The sequence below is a fragment of the Allostreptomyces psammosilenae genome (genome assembly GCF_013407765.1).
Classification (GTDB): domain Bacteria; phylum Actinomycetota; class Actinomycetes; order Streptomycetales; family Streptomycetaceae; genus Allostreptomyces; species Allostreptomyces psammosilenae.
Genome location: NZ_JACBZD010000001.1, coordinates 3,596,533 through 3,613,352, shown reverse-complemented (window position 1 = coordinate 3,613,352; position 16,820 = coordinate 3,596,533). Strand labels below are relative to the sequence as shown.

The 16,820-nt window shown below is 73.5% G+C and carries 15 protein-coding genes; 6 read left to right on the top strand and 9 right to left on the bottom strand.

Annotated elements, in window-relative coordinates:
• Nucleotides 1–145 precede the first annotated feature (145 nt).
• Nucleotides 146–604: a DUF2267 domain-containing protein gene (locus FHU37_RS14955; protein WP_179814666.1), complete on the top strand. Its 459-nt coding sequence runs from the start codon at nucleotides 146–148 to the stop codon at nucleotides 602–604.
• 87 nt (nucleotides 605–691) lie between these two features.
• On the opposite strand, the gene FHU37_RS14950 is transcribed toward FHU37_RS14955, so the two are convergent.
• A complete protein-coding gene (locus FHU37_RS14950) occupies nucleotides 692–1,771 on the bottom strand; it encodes an NAD-dependent epimerase/dehydratase family protein (RefSeq protein WP_179814665.1) in 1,080 nt (359 codons plus the stop codon).
• Between the two features lie 432 nt (nucleotides 1,772–2,203).
• Here FHU37_RS14950 and FHU37_RS14945 point away from each other — a divergent pair, with 432 nt between their 5' ends.
• Nucleotides 2,204–5,617, top strand: a complete 3,414-nt coding sequence (locus tag FHU37_RS14945) for a non-ribosomal peptide synthetase (protein WP_179814664.1) — start codon at nucleotides 2,204–2,206, stop codon at nucleotides 5,615–5,617.
• Between the two features lie 71 nt (nucleotides 5,618–5,688).
• Here FHU37_RS14945 and FHU37_RS14940 read toward each other — a convergent pair whose 3' ends face one another.
• Nucleotides 5,689–6,129, bottom strand: a complete 441-nt coding sequence (locus tag FHU37_RS14940; protein ID WP_312892616.1) for a pyridoxamine 5'-phosphate oxidase family protein — start codon at nucleotides 6,127–6,129, stop codon at nucleotides 5,689–5,691.
• A 181-nt stretch (nucleotides 6,130–6,310) separates the two neighbouring features.
• Here FHU37_RS14940 and FHU37_RS14935 point away from each other — a divergent pair, with 181 nt between their 5' ends.
• The 3 genes from FHU37_RS14935 to FHU37_RS14925 all read left to right on the top strand — a co-directional run bounded on the left by FHU37_RS14935 (nucleotide 6,311) and on the right by FHU37_RS14925 (nucleotide 9,870).
• On the top strand, nucleotides 6,311–7,228 hold the full coding sequence (locus FHU37_RS14935; RefSeq protein ID WP_179814663.1) for an SAM-dependent methyltransferase: 918 nt from the start codon (nucleotides 6,311–6,313) through the stop codon (nucleotides 7,226–7,228).
• A gap of 69 nt (nucleotides 7,229–7,297) precedes the next feature.
• The gene (locus tag FHU37_RS14930) at nucleotides 7,298–8,329 is read left to right on the top strand and encodes a methyltransferase (protein WP_179814662.1); all 1,032 of its coding nucleotides are present in this window, start codon (nucleotides 7,298–7,300) and stop codon (nucleotides 8,327–8,329) included.
• A gap of 44 nt (nucleotides 8,330–8,373) precedes the next feature.
• On the top strand, nucleotides 8,374–9,870 hold the full coding sequence (locus FHU37_RS14925; protein ID WP_179814661.1) for a tryptophan 7-halogenase: 1,497 nt from the start codon (nucleotides 8,374–8,376) through the stop codon (nucleotides 9,868–9,870).
• A gap of 54 nt (nucleotides 9,871–9,924) precedes the next feature.
• On the opposite strand, the gene FHU37_RS14920 is transcribed toward FHU37_RS14925, so the two are convergent.
• The 3 genes from FHU37_RS14920 to FHU37_RS14910 all read right to left on the bottom strand — a co-directional run bounded on the left by FHU37_RS14920 (nucleotide 9,925) and on the right by FHU37_RS14910 (nucleotide 12,807).
• Complete coding sequence (locus FHU37_RS14920; RefSeq protein ID WP_312892614.1) at nucleotides 9,925–11,376, bottom strand: cation:proton antiporter; 1,452 nt, start codon at nucleotides 11,374–11,376, stop codon at nucleotides 9,925–9,927.
• Between the two features lie 411 nt (nucleotides 11,377–11,787).
• Entirely contained in the window at nucleotides 11,788–11,988 is a 201-nt protein-coding gene (locus FHU37_RS14915; RefSeq protein WP_179814659.1) for a DUF397 domain-containing protein, read from the bottom strand.
• 12 nt (nucleotides 11,989–12,000) lie between these two features.
• Nucleotides 12,001–12,807 (bottom strand): UTRA domain-containing protein, encoded by an 807-nt coding sequence (locus FHU37_RS14910; protein WP_179814658.1) that lies wholly within the window; start codon nucleotides 12,805–12,807, stop codon nucleotides 12,001–12,003.
• Nucleotides 12,808–13,002: 195 nt separating this feature from the next.
• Here FHU37_RS14910 and FHU37_RS14905 point away from each other — a divergent pair, with 195 nt between their 5' ends.
• Nucleotides 13,003–13,302 (top strand): hypothetical protein, encoded by a 300-nt coding sequence (locus FHU37_RS14905; RefSeq protein ID WP_179814657.1) that lies wholly within the window; start codon nucleotides 13,003–13,005, stop codon nucleotides 13,300–13,302.
• Between the two features lie 61 nt (nucleotides 13,303–13,363).
• On the opposite strand, the gene nfi is transcribed toward FHU37_RS14905, so the two are convergent.
• The 4 genes from nfi to FHU37_RS14885 all read right to left on the bottom strand — a co-directional run bounded on the left by nfi (nucleotide 13,364) and on the right by FHU37_RS14885 (nucleotide 16,638).
• Nucleotides 13,364–14,083 carry a deoxyribonuclease V gene (gene nfi, locus FHU37_RS14900; protein WP_179814656.1) on the bottom strand — a complete coding sequence of 240 codons (720 nt, stop codon included), beginning with the start codon at nucleotides 14,081–14,083 and terminating at the stop codon, nucleotides 13,364–13,366.
• 73 nt (nucleotides 14,084–14,156) lie between these two features.
• Nucleotides 14,157–14,540 (bottom strand): DUF6479 family protein, encoded by a 384-nt coding sequence (locus tag FHU37_RS14895; protein WP_179814655.1) that lies wholly within the window; start codon nucleotides 14,538–14,540, stop codon nucleotides 14,157–14,159.
• 567 nt (nucleotides 14,541–15,107) lie between these two features.
• Complete coding sequence (locus tag FHU37_RS14890; protein WP_179814654.1) at nucleotides 15,108–15,860, bottom strand: nucleoside triphosphate pyrophosphohydrolase; 753 nt, start codon at nucleotides 15,858–15,860, stop codon at nucleotides 15,108–15,110.
• A gap of 136 nt (nucleotides 15,861–15,996) precedes the next feature.
• Entirely contained in the window at nucleotides 15,997–16,638 is a 642-nt protein-coding gene (locus FHU37_RS14885) for a SurA N-terminal domain-containing protein (RefSeq protein ID WP_179814653.1), read from the bottom strand.
• Nucleotides 16,639–16,820 lie beyond the last annotated feature (182 nt).

The window sequence follows — 16,820 nt, the reverse complement described above, 5'->3', positions numbered from 1 at the left end:
CGCCCGGCCGGCCCGCGCGCGCCCGCACGGACGGCCCGCGCGGCCGTCCCGCTGCCCGGACACCCCGGCCGGAACGCCGGCTCCACCCGGTTTTATCCCCCTGCCATGGGTTACCCGGTTGGGGTGACGTGAGGAGGGATGAGCCATGCAGCACGACACGTTCATCGGACAGGTCCAGGCGCGGGCCCGACTCGACAGCCGCGGCGCCGCGGAGACCGCCACCCGGGCCAGCCTGGAGACGCTGGCCGAACGCATCCCGGCACCGCTGGCGGAGAACCTCGCCGCCCAGCTGCCACACGAGATCGGCGAGCACCTGCGGCGGGTGACGCACGCGGCCGACGAACCGGGGACCGGCATCCGGATGAGCCGCCACGAGTTCTTCGAGCGCGTCGCCCACCGGGCCGGCGCCGACTTCCCCAAGGCGGTGCACGAGGCCCGCTGCGTGATCGAGGTCGTCACCGAGGCCACCCAGGGCCATCTGGCCGACAAGATCCGCGGCTCGCTGGACGAGGACCTCGCCGAGATCCTCTTCGCGGGCAGCTCCGGGCACCCGGAGGGCCACGCCCGGCCCACCGAGCAGGCCCGGCAGTTCAAGCACGCCTGACCGCGCCCGGTCGGGCACCTGGGCGGGCCGGCCGGGCCGACCGGGGCGCCGTGGAGTGACGCCCGGCCGCACCGGCCGGGCGTGCGCTCACCCCTCTTCCCCGCCGCCCGCTCCCACTGTTCCGGCTGTTCCGGCCGCCCCGGCTCGCCCGGCGTCGGCCAGGGCGAGGGCGCGGTCGTCCGCCGCGAAGGGGTCGGCGGGCCGCTCGGCGGCCGCCGGCCCGGTCGGGGCCTGCGCCGGCGGCGGGTGGTCGAGGTGCCAGCGCACCGACCGGCGGATGTTCCCGCCAGGATCGCCGGCCGTCCACCCCAGCACCCGGCGCGCCCGCTCGCTGGAGACCAGCAGGTGCTGGGCGACCGCTCCGGTGGGCGCCAGGTCCGGCGGCAACGCCTCCTCCGGCACGGTGACCAGTTCCGCCCGGTGCCCGGCGGCGTCCAGGATCGCCTCGATCCAGTCGCGGAACGTCCCGGTGACCGGCTCGCCGATGTTGAACACCCCTCCGCGCGCCGCGGGTTCGCGCAGCGCCGCGGCCACGGCGGTGGCGACGTCCCCGACGTAGACCCGGGTCCACAGCCAGTTGGCCGCGCCGATCGGGATCCGGGTCCGGCCGGCGCGGACCCGGCGCAGCACGAACTCCTCGCGCCGCTGCCCGTCGTGCTCGCCGTACACCATGGGCAGCCGCAGCACGGTGGCGCCGCGCGCCAGGTACCGCTCCTCGACGTCGATCTTCTCGTAGTGCTCCAGGTCGAGGTCCCGGCCCAGGTCCCTGCCCCGGTAGGGGTAGCGCCCGACGCGCAGCGCGGAGTCCTCGGTGAGCGGCAGGGGTTCGCCGCCCCGGCCCTCGTGGAGCGTCTCGAACGCCCGGTAGACGTCCATGCTGGAGAGCACGACCAGCGCCGCGCCGGCGGGCAGGTGGGGCAGGACCGCCTCGGCGTCGGCCGCGGTGAGCGCGTAGGTGTCCACCACGCCCTCGGGGGCGAACGCGGCGACGTCGCCGGCCGCCTCGGCGAACCGGGCCCGGTCGGTGTGCAGGTGACGGACGCCCACCCAGTCCTCGGGTTCGCTCCCTCCGCGGTGGACCACCATCACCTCGTCGCCCCGGCGGACGAGCTCCTCGGTGATCCGGCGGCCGATGTACTTCGTCCCGCCGATGACGAGGACGCGCATGCGCAGGCTCCCTCCGTCTCGCGGCGCGGCCGCCCCGGACGGCCGGCCGCGCCGCCCCCCATCCCAGCACGCCGCCGTGCCCCGCGCCCGGCGCGCACCGCGGTTCCGCGCCGCGCGCGGGGGCCTTCCCACCCCGCGCGCCCCGGCGCGGACACTCCCGGAAAGGCGACGGCGAAACGGCGGACCACGAATTCCACGGCGGTACGAAAATAGGCAGTTCGGACCGTAAACGGTCGCCTAAATTCACCCGGCCGACGGCGAGTCGCGGTTTGCGGTACCGCCATTCGAGGGAGAGTCCGACAAACGCACCGCATCGCGGACTTCACCGCCATCGGCGGAAAAGCCCGGCCGGCCCCACCGATCCGTGGCGAGATCGAGGGGCACGGGCCGACGAGAAGTTCCACGGCGCCGTGAGCGCAGGAGAACACGCACATGACACCCCATCGCCCCTGCCCGCACTCCCCCTCCGCCACCACCAACGCGAATCCGGACCGCGCCGCCACCCCGGGACCGGGAAAGGCGTCCCGCCGTCCCCGCTATCCGCGCGACCGGTGCCTGCCGGAACTCTTCGAGGAGCAGGCCGCGGCCCGGCCGTCCGCCGTCGCCGCCCGCCATCGCCGGCGCGACCTCAGCTACGGCGAACTCAGCGCCCGCTCGGACGCGCTGGCCGCCCGCCTGCGCGCCGCCGGGGTGGAGCGGGGAGCGATGGTGGGAGTGTGCGGCAGCCGCTCGCTGGACGCCCTGATCGCCTTCCTCGGCATCCTCAAGGCCGGCGCGGCCTACGTCCCGCTGGACGACAGCCACCCGCCGGCCCGGCTGCGCGCCATGGCCGAGGACGCCGACGTCCGGGTGGCGGTGATCCTGCCGGGCAGCGCCTGCCGCATCCGGCGGCTGGCCACCCGGGTGGAGCTGGCGGCCCTGCCGGACGTCACGGCGGCCGGGCCCGACCGGCCAGGGCCCCACCGCGGCGCGCCGCCGCCGACGTCACCGCCACCTTCACCCCCACCGCCGCGGCCGGTCCGGACGGCGGCCACCGACTGCGCCTACGTCATGTTCACCTCCGGCTCCAGCGGGCGCCCCAAGCCGGTCGCCCTGCCGCACCGCGGCATCGTCCGGCTCGCCACCGGCGACACCGGCGGCTCCCGCCCGACCCCCGACGACCGGGTGCTGCACGCCTACGGCCTGTCCTCCGACGCCTCCACCATCGAGATCTGGTCCGCGCTGCTCGGCGGGGCCCGGCTGGTCATCGCGGACCGCGAGGAACTGCTCTCCCCGCCCGCCCTGCACGCCCTGCTGGAGGCCGAGGGCGTCACCGTCGCCTACCTCACCACCAGCGTCTTCCACCACGTCGCCCGCACCCGCCCGGCCGCCCTGCGCGGGCTGCGCTTCGTCTCCGCCGGCGGCGAGGCCATGGACGCCCACCTCACCCGCGTCGTCCGCGCCGCCTGCCCCGACACCACCATCGTCAACTTCTACGGCCCCACCGAGAACTCGGTGGTCTCCACCGCCCACGTCGTCGACGAACTGCCGGCGGACGCGGTCAGCGTGCCGATCGGCCGGCCGATCCCGCACTCCACCGCCTACGTCGTCCACCCGGACGGCACCGCGACCGACATCGGCGAGGAGGGCGAACTCCTGGTCGGCGGCGACGGCCTGGCCATCGGCTACCTCGGGGACCCGGAGCTGACCGCCGACCGCTTCGTCCAGCGCCCCCGGATCGCCCCCAGGGAACGGCTGTACCGCACCGGCGACCGGGTGCTGTGGCGCGCGGACGGCGAACTGGAGTACCGCGGCCGGCTGGACCGGCAGGTCAAGCTCCGCGGCCACCGCATCGAACTCGACGAGGTGGAGGCGCTGCTGCGGGCCGACCCGTGCGTCGGCGAGGCCGTCGTGGAGGTGGCCGCGGCCCCCGGGCCCGACGGCGGGGAGGACGACCCGCGGGGTGCGGGGAGCGACCCGGACACCGGACCGGGGCACCGCACCCTGGTCGGCTACGTCACGCCCGCCCCCGGCCTGGGCCCCGTCCCCGTCGAGGAGGTCCGCCAGCGGCTCGCCACCTGGCTGCCCGCCCCCGCCATACCGGCGCGGCTGGTGGAACTGCCCGAGTTCCCGGTCACCAGCGCCGGCAAGGTCGACCGCCGACGCCTCGCCGAACGGCTCGCCGGCACCCCGCCCCGCCCCCACGTCCCGGCCCAGGCCGGCGCGCCCGGCGGCACACCGGCGGCGCCCCCGCCCGGCACCCCGGACGCTCTGCGGGCCCGCCTCGCCGCCATCTGGGACCTCGTGCTGCGGGTCTCCCCCGCCCCCACCAGCGACTTCTTCGCCATCGGCGGCGACTCCCTGCTCGCCGCCGAGGTGGTCACCCGCACCCTCACCGAGCTGGAGATCGACGCCGCGCACGGCAGCACCCTGGTCCGCGCCCTGCTGCGCACCCCCACCCTGGACGGATACACCGCCGCCGTCCGCGCCCTGCGCGACGCCCCCGCACCGCCCGCGGACGCCTCCGCCGTCGGCCCCGCCACGGCCGCCACCGCCGCCGCGCCGCCGGCCGGCGTGGAGACCGCCGCGCCACCGTCTGCCGCGGCGACCGCGCGGCGGCCCGCCGGAGCCGTCCCGCGGCAGCCCGCCGAGACCGACTGGGAGCGCGAGACCCTGCTGGGCTTCGACCTCCCCCCGGCCACCGGGCCAGCGCCGCGCCCCTGGGCGCCCGCTCACGCCCTGCTGACCGGCGCCTCCGGGTTCGTCGGCGCCTTCCTGCTCGACCGGCTGCTCCGGGAGACCGACGCCCGGGTGCACTGCCCCGTGCGCGCCCGGGACGCCCGCCACGCCCGCCGCCGCGTGCTCGCCGCGCTGGCCCGCTACGGCCTCGAAGCGCCGGCGGACGACGCCCGCCTCGACTGCTTCCCCGCCGACCTCGCCGCCCCCCGGCTCGCCCTCGCCCCCGACCACGCCGACGCCCTCGCCGGCACCCTCGACCTGGTCGTGCACTCCGCCGCCCAGGTCAACTTCCTGTACCCCTACGCCGCGCTGCGCCCGGCCAACGTGGACGGCACCCGGGAGATCATCCGGCTGGCCGCGCCGCGCCGGGTGCCGGTGCACTTCCTGTCCACCATCGCGGTGGTCGCCGGCTTCGGCACCGCCGGCGTGCGGGACGTGCCCGAGGACCTCCCGCTCGCCCACGCCGACCGGCTCACCATGGGTTACGCGGAGAGCAAGTGGGTCGCCGAGCGGGTGCTCCAGCGGGCGGCCGACCAGGGGCTGCCGGTGGCGATCCACCGGCCGTACGAGATCACCGGGGACCGGCGGCACGGCGCCTGCAACACCGAGACGGCCATCTGCTCGCTGTTCCGCACGATCGCGGAGACCGGGCTGGCGCCGGACATCCCGCTGCCGATGGACTTCGTGCCGGTCGACCACGTCGCCGCCGCCGTCGTGCACCTGGCGACCCGCCGGCCGGCCGACCGGCGGGTGTACCACCTGACCAATCCGCGGCCGGCCATGCTCGCGGACATGGTGGAGCGGATGCGGGCCGCCGGCTACCGCATCGCGACGCTGCCCTACCGCGAGTGGGTCGGCGAGCTGGTGCGGCACGTGGCGGAGAACCCCACCAGCCCGACCGCTCCGTTCGTCTCGCTCTGCGTGGACCGCGGCAACAAGACCGACATCTCGGTCAAGGAGATGTACCTGGACGGGATCTTCCCCCGGCTGGGGCGGGAGAACGTGGAGGCCGACCTGGCCGGCAGCGGGCTGGACTGCCCGCCGGTCGACTCCGCCCTGTTGGACCGCTACCTGGAGTACTTCTTCACCAGCGGCTACCTGGAGCGCCCGACCGGCGCCGCCGGCTGAGCCCGCACGGCCGCCACCCGCCGACTCTGGTGGGTGGCGGCCGGTCCGCGTGGACCGCGTGGCACGGCGGCTCAGCCGGCCTGCTTGGAGAAGTCCGCGCTGTACCAGCGCTCCGGCCGCATGCGGATGGTCACCGTCTGGCTGAGGTCGAAGTCGGTGCCCGCGAGGTACGCCTCCGCGGCCGGCGGCGGCAGGTACCGGTGGGCCAGCGCCCGGTGCTCCTCCAGGTTCCCGCCGTCGTCCTCGACCACCGCCGGGCCCTGCACGCTGACGTACCGGTAGGGCTCGGACTCCTCCTGGGCGCACAGGCTGAACCGGCCGGCGGCCCGGATCAGCCGCGCCTTCAGCGAGTCCCGCCCGGTCACCAGCACCACGTCCCCGCCGGGCTCGTAGCGGTACCACACCGGGACCGCGAGCACGTCGGCCCCGGACGCCGCCACGACACCGAGGACCCCGACGTGCACCCCGGCGAGGAACTCCTCCCGCTCCGCGACGCTCATGACCGTCGACACGATGCCTCTCCCTCCGTCATTCCCTACCAGGAATTGTGTGCCGCCACGGCGAGAACGACACCTCCCACCCAGCACACCGATTGGTCGTACAGCCATATCACCGCATCGTGAAGTGATATGGCTTAGTAACTCGTTCGGATGAGTCCCGCATTTCCCGCTGACGACCGGGAAACCTCCAGGAGTGAAAGAAGGACAGATATCCGGCCACGCCACCGCCCCCGAAACCCATTCGGCGGCGGACGGGTTCTGGGAGGGCTTCTACGCCGTCGACAGCGAGTTCTTCCGACTGTGGACGGACCGCCGGCTCACCCTGAGCTGCGGTCTGTGGACGGACCCGGTCACCCACCGGCCGGCCGCCGACCTCGACGCGGCCCAGGAGTACAAACTCCACCGGATCGCCGACCTCGCGCGCGTACGCCCCGGAACGCGCGTCCTCGACATCGGCTCCGGCTTCGGCGGCATGCTGGACCACCTCGTCCAGGCCCGGGGGGTGGCCGCCGCGCACGGCGTCAACCTGATCGCCGAGCAGTGCGAGGAGACCCGCGCCCGCGGCGTGCCGGGCGTCAGCGTCGACTGCGTGGACTACCGCGGGTTCACGCCCACGGAACCGTTCGACGCCGCGGTCTCCATCCAGTTCGTGGAGCACATCGCGGGCGAGGCAGGGGACGAGCGTCAGCGTTCGAGGCGGTACCGCGAGTTCTTCGGCATGGTCCACGACTGGACCGTGCCCGGCGCCTTCTTCGGCCTGGAGGCGATGTTCTCCGCCCGCCCGAGCCCGCGGATCTCGGCCGACCACGAGCGCCGCGAGCAGGCGTTGCTCACCGACCTGCACTACGAGGGCAAGGCGCCCCTGATCTCCGAGATCCTCGCCGGCGCGGAGGGGTTCTGGGAGGTGCTGAGCGTCCAGTCCCACCGGGACGACTACGTCCGCACCGAGGACGAGTGGCTGCGCCGACTGAACGCCAACGAGGCCACGGTCCGCGAACGGTGGGGGGACGCCCTCTTCGAGACCGCGTCCCGGGTGATCCGGCGGGAGAGGCGGGCTCTCGCGGACGGCGCCTTCTCGGTCGCCGTCGTCTCACTGCGCCGCGTCGACTGACCGACAGCCGACCGCCCCATCGTCGACGGGCCGACAGGCCGATCGACGACGAAGTAAGGAGCTCACCCCATGGCGACGAGCGCCACCAGCGGCCCCACCTCCCCCGCCCCCGACACTCTGCTCTTCCGCTGGTTCATGGACGCCGGCGTCTCCCAGGTCATGCAGGTCGCCGCCACGCTGCGGCTGGCCGACCGGATCGCCTCCGGCGTCACGCGCGTCGCCGACCTCGCCCGCGACGCAGGCGCCGACGCCGACGCGCTGCGCCGGGTACTGCGCTTCCTCGCCTGCCGCGGGGTGTTCCGCGAGGTGGAACCAGACACCTTCGCCATGACCACGGCCGCCGAACCGCTGCTGGACGACCACCCGTCGCGGTTCCGTCGGTCCCAGGACCTCACCGGCTGTGCGGCCCGGCAGGATCGCGCCTACATGGAGCTGCTCCAGGCCGTGCGCACCGGTCGGGCGACCTATCCGGCGGTCTTCGGCAGGACCCTGTGGGAGGACCTCACGGCCGAGCCCGAACTTCTCGACTCCTTCGACGCGGAGATGGCCATCCACCACTCGCCCTTCGTCGGCCCGCTGGCGGAGCACGCCTCGTGGGCGTCCGCCCGCCGTGTCGTCGACGTGGGAGGGGGCAGTGGCCGGATCCTGGCGAGGATCCTGGATCACCACCCGCACCTGTCCGGGGCGCTCGTCGACACCGGGCCCACGACCGCCATTGCCGTCAGGACGCTGGAGCCCCTCCGCGCGCTGGGGCGCTGCGAGATCATCGAACACGACTTCTTCGACGGCGTTCCGGTGAGTGGCGACGTCTTCCTGCTCAGCAACGTCGTACACAACTGGTCGGACGACGACGTCGTGCGCGTTCTCCGACTGTGCACCGACGCCATGGAGGACAACGGCCGGGTGCTGATCGTCGAGAGCCTCACCGACCAGGCGGATCCCGAATCCGTGACCCAGATGGACCTGTGGATGCTGGTCCTCTTCGCCGGGCGGCAGCGCTCCTACGACGAGATCACCGCCCTCGCGGCCCGGGCCGACCTCCAGGCGGTCGGGGCCACGCCCCTTGGCGGGGAGTACACCGCCATCGCTCTCCAGCGCTGATCACACCCAGGCTCACGCTCCCCAGGAAAGAGAAAGGCGTATCCATGGCCGCCTCCGAAGACTTCGACGTCGTGGTGGTGGGCGGCGGCCCCTCGGGGTCCACCGTCTCCACGCTCGTCGCCAAGCAGGGACACCGGGTCCTGCTCCTGGAGAAGGAGACTTTCCCCCGATACCAGATCGGCGAGTCGCTGCTGCCGGGAACGGTGCACGGCCTGGCGAGCCTCCTCGGCGTGGCGGAGGAGATCCGCGCGGCCGGGTTCGTCCGCAAGCGCGGCGGGGTGTTCCGCTGGGGCAGCAGCCCGGAGCCGTGGTCCTTCAGCTTCGACGAGACCCCCGACATGTTCCCCTACGCCTACCAGGTGGAACGGGCGAAGTTCGACACCATCCTGCTGGACAACGCCGCACGCTCCGGCGTCACCGTCCGCCAGCGGGCGACGGCGTCCGAGGTGGTGCGGGAAGGCGAGCGGGTCGTCGGGCTGCGCTACCGGCACGAGGGGCGGGAGCGCGAGGCGCGCGCCCGGTACGTGGTGGACGCCTCCGGCAACGGCAGCCGGCTGCACCGGCAGGCGGGCGGGGAGCGGGTGTACTCCCAGTTCTTCCGGAACCTCGCCGTCTTCGGCTACTTCGAGGGCGGCAAGCGGCTCCCCGAGCCGAACAGCGGCAGCATCTTCTGCGTCGCCTTCGAGGACGGCTGGTTCTGGTACATACCGCTGAGCGAGACGCTGACCAGCGTCGGTGCCGTGGTGCACCGCAGCAAGGCCGCGGAGATCCAGGCGTCCCCGGTACAGGCGCTCGCCACCTTCGTCGACCGCTGCCCGCTGATCAAGGATTACCTCCAAGGCGCCGAGCGGGTCACCGAGGGCATCTACGGCACGGTCCGGGTGCGCAAGGACTACTCCTACTGCGGCACCCGGTTCTGGGCCCCGGGGATCGTGCTGACCGGCGACGCCGCCTGCTTCATCGACCCGGTGTTCTCCTCCGGCGTGCACCTGGCCACCTACAGCGGCCTGCTGGCGGCCCGCTCCATCAACAGCTGCCTGGGCGGGGGGCTCGACGAGAACCGCAGCTTCGGGGAGTTCGAGGCCCGGTACCGGCGCGAGTACGGCGTCTTCTACGAGTTCCTGATGGCCTTCTACGACGTCGGCCAGACCAAGGAGTCGTACTTCTGGCAGGCGCGCCGGGCCGCCAGCTGCGAACTGAACGAGCTGCAGTCCTTCGTCCGGCTGGTCGGCGGTTCCTCCTCCGGGGAGACCTCCTTCATGGATCCCACCGCCGTGGGCGAGCGGGTGCGGAGCATCGCGACCGCCTGGCGGGAGGAGGGCGAGTACAGCACCCGGCCGCCCCGGCAGCGCCAGCGGACCACTCCCACGGAGGACCACATCCTGAACCGCATGTGGGAGCAGGAACGGGTCATCGAGGGCTTCGCCTCCACCGCGGCCACCCGCGCCGAGACCGCACCGCTGATCCCCGGCGGCCTGGTGGCCACCGCCGACGGGCTGCACTGGGCGGAGCCCGCCCCGGCGGCCACCCCGGCGGGGTAGCCACCGAGCGGGGCGGCCGGCGGGGGTGGCCGCCCCGGAGTGGCCGGCGCCCCCCTACGGCGTGCCCCGCTCCCGCTCGCTCCCGGGAGCGGGGCACCCCGCACCCGCCGGGGGCCGGGGCGTCACCGCCCCCGTGTCCCCGGGGGTGCGCACCAGCACGGCCAGGGCGGGCGAGGTCAGCGCCGTCGTCACCAGGGCGGTGATCACCAGGATGGTGAACAGGGTGGGGGTGATCACGCCCAGCTCCAGGCCGATGCCGAGCACGATCAGCTCGGTCAGCCCGCGGCAGTTCATCAGCGAGCCGAGCGCCAGCGACTCGCGCCGGCCGAGCCCCTGCGTCCGGGCGACAACGGTGGTGCCGCCCCACTTGCCGACGGTCGCCACCGCGATCGCGGCCAGGCACCACAGCCACAGCCCGGCGTCCCCGCCGAGGAGTTCGAACCGGGTGAGCAGCCCGATGTGCACGAAGAACAGCGGGAGGAGGAGCGGCACGGTCACCGCCTGGAGGTGCCCGGCCGCGCGCCCGCCCTCGACCGTGCCGCGCGGGGTGATCACGCCGAACAGGAAGGCGCCGAAGATGGCGTGCACCCCGATGAGCTCGGTGGCCAGCGCGGACAGCGCCGCCCCGCCGAAGAGCACCGGCAGCACGGCCCCGGCCGGCAGCGCCCTGGCGGCGAGCAGGCGGGCGAGGGCGGGGCGGACCACCAGCAGCATCAGCGCGGTGAAGGCGACGGAGAGGGCGAGCGTCCAGGCCACGTGGCTGAGCGAGCCGCCGTCGGTGGTGGCGACGACCACGGCCAGCAGGCACCAGGCGGTGACGTCGCAGATGGCGGCGCAGGTCAGGGCCAGGGCGCCGAGCGGGGTGTCGTACAGGCCGCGGTCGGTGAGGATCCGGGCGAGGACGGGGAAGGCCGTGATCGACATCGAGACGCCGAGGAAGAGCGCGAAGGCGAAGAACGGCACGCCGTGGGGGGCGAACGTGCCGAACATGCCGAAGGCGAGCAGCACCCCGCACAGCAGCGGCAGCGCGATGCTGACGTGACTGATCGCCAGGGCCGCTGCGCCCCGGCCCCGGATGTGCGCCAGGTCCAGTTCGTGGCCGACCAGGAACATGAAGGCGAGCAGGCCGAGCTGGCCGAGGACGTTCAGCACGGGGAGCAGGTAGGGCGGGAACAGCCAGTCGAAGGCGGTGGGCCAGAGCCAGCCGAGCAGGGAGGGGCCGAGCAGGATGCCGGCGACGATCTCCCCGATGACGGGCGGCTGGCCGATCCGCCGGCAGAGCCAGGCGACGACGTGGCAGGCGGCGTAGACGAGCGGGAGCGCGAACAGCAGCTTGCGGTAGGGGTCGGGAGCGGTCTCCTCCTCGGGCCGGCCGGGCGTGGGGTCGGGCCGGCCGCCCTCGGCGGGGGTGGGGGTGGCGGTGTCCGGCAGCAGGTCCGCCCCGAACCGCAACGCGAACACCACCAGCACCACCGGCACCACCACGAGGGCGAGGTAGACCAGCACGGCACTGGCGGCCGGACGGCCGGATGACGCCTTGTCAGGCGCATCGGCAGGTCGTGGCCGTGGGATGGACTCCCCAGTCACCTTGGGTTTTCGATACGGCATGTTCCCCTCACCACCTGGGCAGACGCGTACGGCCCACTACGGGCGGTACACGGCCAACGGTAAGGAGCGAAATCTGCCGTAAAGAGTGGTTCGCCCCCGATCAGCCGGACGGATGAATCAGGAGGGGCGCGCAAGACTCAGAACTCGTCGTTCTGCTGGCGGCAGGCGAGTGGAGGGCCGTACCGCGAGCCGGCGCGGAGGTTCCAGAGGGATGGGGCGTTGACCGTGTCCGGGTGGTCAAGCGACACGGCCCGGCGCACAGGGGGACGGCTGTGCGCCGGGGTGCTGGGGTCGTGCACACGTCGCGTGTCAGGGGGTAAAGCGGCCCGCCTTGATGCTGGCGAGCCAGGCGGCAATCTCGGATCGTTCGAAGAGCAGCGCGCCCCCGGCCGGATCCTTACTGTCCCGGACGCCGACGCGTCCGTCCACGTCCGCATTGACTTCCACGCAGTCGCCCCCAGCGGTGCTGTAGCTCGACTTACGCCACACCTTCGTACTCAGGTCACACATGGATGTCACCTCTCAGAACTCGTCGGCTCCCGCGACCTGCCCGATGGGGAAGACATGGCGCGAGCCGGCGCAGATGGTCTCCAGGACGTGCACTGGCGTGTCCTCGGTGGAGTAACTGGCCCGAAGGACCTGCACCACCCACTCACCCGGGTCGAGTTCCAGGGTCGTGGCCTCGAAGGTGGTCGCCGGGCGGGCGGTGAGAACTTCCTCCGCGTGACCGAAGCGGTAGCCCAACGCCTCGATGGCCGACTGGAGCGACGGCGTGACGAACTCCGGTTCGGCGATGCGCGTGTCACCGAAGAGGTCGGCCCGGAAGTAGCTGGTGGCGATGCGAACGGGCACATCGTCAGCGGTCATGAGCTTGCGTCGGGCCACGATGTCAGTGCCGGTTTCCACGCGCAGGCAGGAGCCAACATGCTCACTGGCCGGCTCCAGTCCCACATAGAGCATCCGCCGCTCCGGCCGGAGCCCTTGCTTCTCAGCCTCAACAAGAAAGAGCGAACGCGACCCTCGTACGGACGGCTCGGTCGGCAGGGCCCTCTGGACAAGAACACGCGGGCCTCGCGAGGCCGGTCCAGTCGGAGCCTTCGCCGTCGGCCCCTTACGCATCTGCGACACCCGACCGGGAGACACCCCGAGACTCCCTGCAATCTCTTCGAGGGTCATCCCGGCCTCACGCGCTTCAGCGATGGCCTGACGTCGCAGCTTCGCCGCCTCGGTCACAAGGCCCTGTTCCTCAGTCATCAACCGGCTCAGCAAGCGTGCTCGCTCCAGAGGATCGGTGATCTTGCTGGCTTCCCTCAGCGTCTGTAGATCCATGTCACGCTCCTCGGAGTCGACGCGATCAGTATGACTTTAGCCCCCCTATTGCACCCATCCTATCCACGCCTCTAAGGTCGGCTTTATCCCCCCTATAAGTCTGGGGAGGGCAAAGTCCCCCGAGGACGTTGAGACTCGTGCGCCAACACTGTCCGCCCTCGGGGGCCTTCGAGCATCGATCCTTGGAGTGTCACGATGCAGCAGCAGGTTACTCCGGCAAGCACCGATCCCTTCGCGCCGTTCGGGGGCTACGAGCAGGAACTCAGGGCCATGGTCACGGACATGGCGCCCCGTCTCTTCGCCGTCGTCCAGGAGTACGGGGAACGGCAGGACGCGCGCATCGCGGCGTGGGGGCTGGCGTTCAGGGACCACGTCGAAGTGGTCGGCTGCGGTGGCGCGTACCACCTCAACCTCGCCTCCACCGACAGCGCGGCGCGGCTCTTCGTGCGCCCGCAAACCAGGAGCCGCATCCTCTGGCTCGACGAGGCGGCCTGACACCGGCAGCCTCGTCGAGCCAGAGAAAACTTCCCGCCGCTCGCTGAGCGGCGGGAAGCACTCATGACAGGGCCGGCGATCCGCTCTCGGTTCCGGCCTCGCGCAGGGCCTGCCGGCACAGCGCGTCGGCCTGGCGGGTGGTCTCGGGGAGGCGGTAACGAGGCGCCGTGGCGAGGACGTGCCGGCAGGCCGCGTCCAGGCCGATGCGATGACCGGCGGAGACGTACACCGGCTTCACGCCCCGCTGCGTGCGCAGCACCCTCCCCACCACCTCCCCCTCGTGCACCAGGTCGGCACCGTCGCCCGGAGCCGCGCCGGGTTCGGCGTGTTCTCCGACCAAGCGGGTCTTGCCGACGCCGGCCGTGGGGAGGCCGGTCAGCACTCCGAGGTGGCAGGCCAGACCGAACCGCCGTGGGTGCGCCACGCCGTGGCCGTCACACAGGACCAGGTCGGGGACGGTGTCGAGCCGCTCCAGCGCGTCAAGAACGGTGGGCAGCTCGCGGAAGGCGAACAGTCCGGGGACGTAGGGGAACTCGGCCCGGCCGACGGCCACGGCGCTGTCCACGACCTCCAGGGTGAACGCGTCCAGCACCACGATGGCGGCGGCCAGTTGGTCGTCGGCCGCGCCGGCCGCGCCCGCGTAGGCCACGTCCACCCCGGCGATGGTGCGGACCCGCTCCGGCCCGGGGCCGAACGGCTCGGCGCGGGCGCGCAGCTCGTCCTGGATCCGGCGGGCGGCGGCCTCGTCGGCCGGGCGGGTGTGGGGCTGGAGGATCCGCATGGGCCGAACCTACCGCCGTACTCCGGGCCACGGGGGGTCGGTTCGGTTCAGCGCCGGGGCGGGCCGAGTCGGCTCAGTCGTGGTGGCGGTGGCGGCGCTGCTGGTCGGCACGCAGGGCGCGTTCCTCCGGGCCGGTCAGGCCGCCGCCCTCGGCCGGGCCCGGCGCTCCCCCGGTCTCGTTCAGCCAGGTGTCGCGCCCGCCGGGGGTGTGCGACTCCGGAGGCGGCTCCTTCATCTGCACCCGCCGACCCCAGATGAAGGCGCCGAGCAGCACCGCCACCGCGATCACGCCGATGATCACGAAGAGCGCGAACCAGGGATTGCTGTTGGAGCCCTCCCGGGACGGCACGCCGGCGGCCATGAGGAGGGGAACCACGCCGGTGGCCAGCACGGCTGGAAGCACGCGCCGTGGCTTCGACGCCGGCCCGGTGGGATCGTGCTGAGACTGGGCGCCCATGACAGAGCTTCCTTCCGATCACGATCATGCCTGTGCCAAGCGCGTACCCAGCCGGGATTCGTCCAATCTGCCAGGATTCAGACCGTTTTGGCCCCGACGGACACTCTCCAGCTCCCCACATGCCCCAGGGGGGCCGCGAGACCCCCTTCTTCAGGATCCCACGCCCACACAACCCACCGCAGCCCCCCACTCGCAGCCTGTGGATAACTCCACGCACCCCGCCCTGCCTTGCCCTGCCGCTGCCCTGCCATCACAGTGTTCCGGCCCCCACATGCCCCCAGGGGGGTCGCGAGGCCCCCTTCTTCAGGATCCCATGCGCTGAATACCCCCCGCAGCCCCCTACTTGCAGCCTGTGGATAACTCGGGTGGGGGGTGGAAATAGGGGGCGTGGGGGGGGTGGGAGGCGGGCTGGAGGGTGGAAGTAGGGGCGTGGGGGTGGGGTGGGGTGGGGCCGTTGGGATGGGGCGGCGGGGAGGTGAGGATGGGGGAAAGCGGGGAGAGGGGGCGCGGGCGGGCGGAGGGGGCGGTTGGGCGAAGCAGGCGCAGCCCGGCCCCGGGCGGCATCAATCAGCCCTGGGCCCGCTCGGCCTCCCGTACCTTCTCCCGGTACTCCAGCGCCGCCGCCCGCAGCGCCGCCTCCGGGTCCACGCCGTGCCGGTCGGCGAGCGCCACCACGTCCAGCAGCAGTCGCCCCACCGCCGCCTCGTCCACCCGTGCCCCGGCCGCCTCGCCCACGGCCGCAGCGGCCACGGCGCCGCCGGGCGCGTCCGGCACGGCCACGCCGCCCCGGCGCGCCCGGGAGAGCAGCTTGGCCGCCAGCGCCAGCGCGGGCAGCCCCGTCGGCACGCCGTCCACCACCGAGGCGCGGCCCTTCTCGGCCGCCTTCAGCCGCTCCCAGTTGGCGTCCACGTCCGCCGCCGACAGCGCCGTCGCGTCGGCGAAGACGTGCGGGTGCCGGTAGACCAGCTTGTCCACCAGGTCGGCCGCGACCTGCTCCAGCGAGAACGGGTCGGTGGGGTGCTCCTCGGCGATCCGGGCGTGGAACACCACCTGCAGCAGCACGTCCCCCAGTTCCTCGCGGAGCGCTGCCCGGTCGTCCGTCTCCACCGCCTCGACCAGCTCGTACGCCTCCTCGATGAGGTACTTAAGCAGCGAGGCATGGCTCTGCTCGGCGTCCCACGGGCAGCCGCCCGGGGAACGCAGCCGGTCCATGACCGCGACCAGGTCGGTCAGCGCGCTGCCCGTGTGTGGTCCGGCCCCCTCGGGGCGGCGGGGGCCTGGGCCCTGGGGACGGACGTCGTCGTGCTCAGCCGATGCCATGGATCCGAACCTACCCGGAGCGGGCGCGCCTCCGCCGGTCGGCCACCGACGCACCGGGCAGACGGGCAGACGGGCCGACGCCCAGACGCGCAGGCCGGCCCGGGCAGGCACGCAGGCAGGCCGCGCGCGCCCGGCGTCACATGCCGGCTTCGACGGCCCCCGGGCCCGCGGCCGGTTCCTGGTGGATCCACGGGGCGACGGCCGGGGTCAGGGTGAAGTCGTTCGGCCCCCAGTCGCCGTAGCGCGGGTTGACCGTGACACCGAGCCGTTCCGCCTCGCTGACCAGCACCTCCAGCCGGCGCTGCTGGCCCTCGGGGGTGGCCGGATCGGCGCCGGCGCGCTCCACCAGGGCGTCCTCCAGGAGCAGCACCCGCACCATGCGGTCGAAGTCCTCCGGCGCCACGCCCTGCTGGGCGAGCGCGGCGCGCAGGCTGTCCCCGCCGCCGGTCTGCTCCTCGATGTCGCGCCGGGCGTCCAGCACGGCCGTCTGCGTCACGGTGATCCCGGCGTCCTCGGCGGCCTGTTCCACCACGGAGAACTCGATCAGGTTGCTCAGCCGGCGCGACGGGTCCGCGGCGTTCATGCGCAGTTCGTCGGCCACCCGCGTGATCTCCGCGCTGGTGTCCTGGAACTGCGGGACGGTGATGCGGTCGGCGCCGACCACGGCGGCCGAGTTGGCGTGGGGCGTCCCGCAGGCGGTCAGCGCCAGCGCGGCGGCCAGGGCGGCGGCGGAGCCGTAGGCGATCTTTGCGGGTCGAGCTGCGGCGGCGCGGGACATGGGGTGGTGATCCCTCCAGGGCGCGGAGACAACCTGCGCACCCAAGATAGGCGTCGCGTGCCCGTCCGACTACGCCTTCGACGAGACTCGCTCCCGTCGGGCCACACGTCACCCGAACGCAGCACACGCCACAGGGGTGCGGGCGCCCGGCACACGGGTGCGGGCGGGCACCGCGCCGACAC

Bases quoted from the DNA above. Each gene is read 5' to 3' on its own strand.
- FHU37_RS14915 (WP_179814659.1), bottom strand. From the start codon at position 11,988: ATGTGTGACCTGAGTACGAAGGTGTGGCGTAAGTCGAGCTACAGCACC.
- FHU37_RS14930 (WP_179814662.1), top strand. From the start codon at position 7,298: ATGGCGACGAGCGCCACCAGCGGCCCCACCTCCCCCGCCCCCGACACT.
- FHU37_RS14945 (WP_179814664.1), top strand. From the start codon at position 2,204: ATGACACCCCATCGCCCCTGCCCGCACTCCCCCTCCGCCACCACCAAC.
- FHU37_RS14895 (WP_179814655.1), bottom strand. From the start codon at position 14,540: ATGGGCGCCCAGTCTCAGCACGATCCCACCGGGCCGGCGTCGAAGCCA.
- FHU37_RS14890 (WP_179814654.1), bottom strand. From the start codon at position 15,860: ATGGCATCGGCTGAGCACGACGACGTCCGTCCCCAGGGCCCAGGCCCC.
- FHU37_RS14955 (WP_179814666.1), top strand. From the start codon at position 146: ATGCAGCACGACACGTTCATCGGACAGGTCCAGGCGCGGGCCCGACTC.
- FHU37_RS14910 (WP_179814658.1), bottom strand. From the start codon at position 12,807: ATGGATCTACAGACGCTGAGGGAAGCCAGCAAGATCACCGATCCTCTG.
- FHU37_RS14925 (WP_179814661.1), top strand. From the start codon at position 8,374: ATGGCCGCCTCCGAAGACTTCGACGTCGTGGTGGTGGGCGGCGGCCCC.
- FHU37_RS14950 (WP_179814665.1), bottom strand. From the start codon at position 1,771: ATGCGCGTCCTCGTCATCGGCGGGACGAAGTACATCGGCCGCCGGATC.
- FHU37_RS14885 (WP_179814653.1), bottom strand. From the start codon at position 16,638: ATGTCCCGCGCCGCCGCAGCTCGACCCGCAAAGATCGCCTACGGCTCC.
- nfi (WP_179814656.1), bottom strand. From the start codon at position 14,083: ATGCGGATCCTCCAGCCCCACACCCGCCCGGCCGACGAGGCCGCCGCC.
- FHU37_RS14905 (WP_179814657.1), top strand. From the start codon at position 13,003: ATGCAGCAGCAGGTTACTCCGGCAAGCACCGATCCCTTCGCGCCGTTC.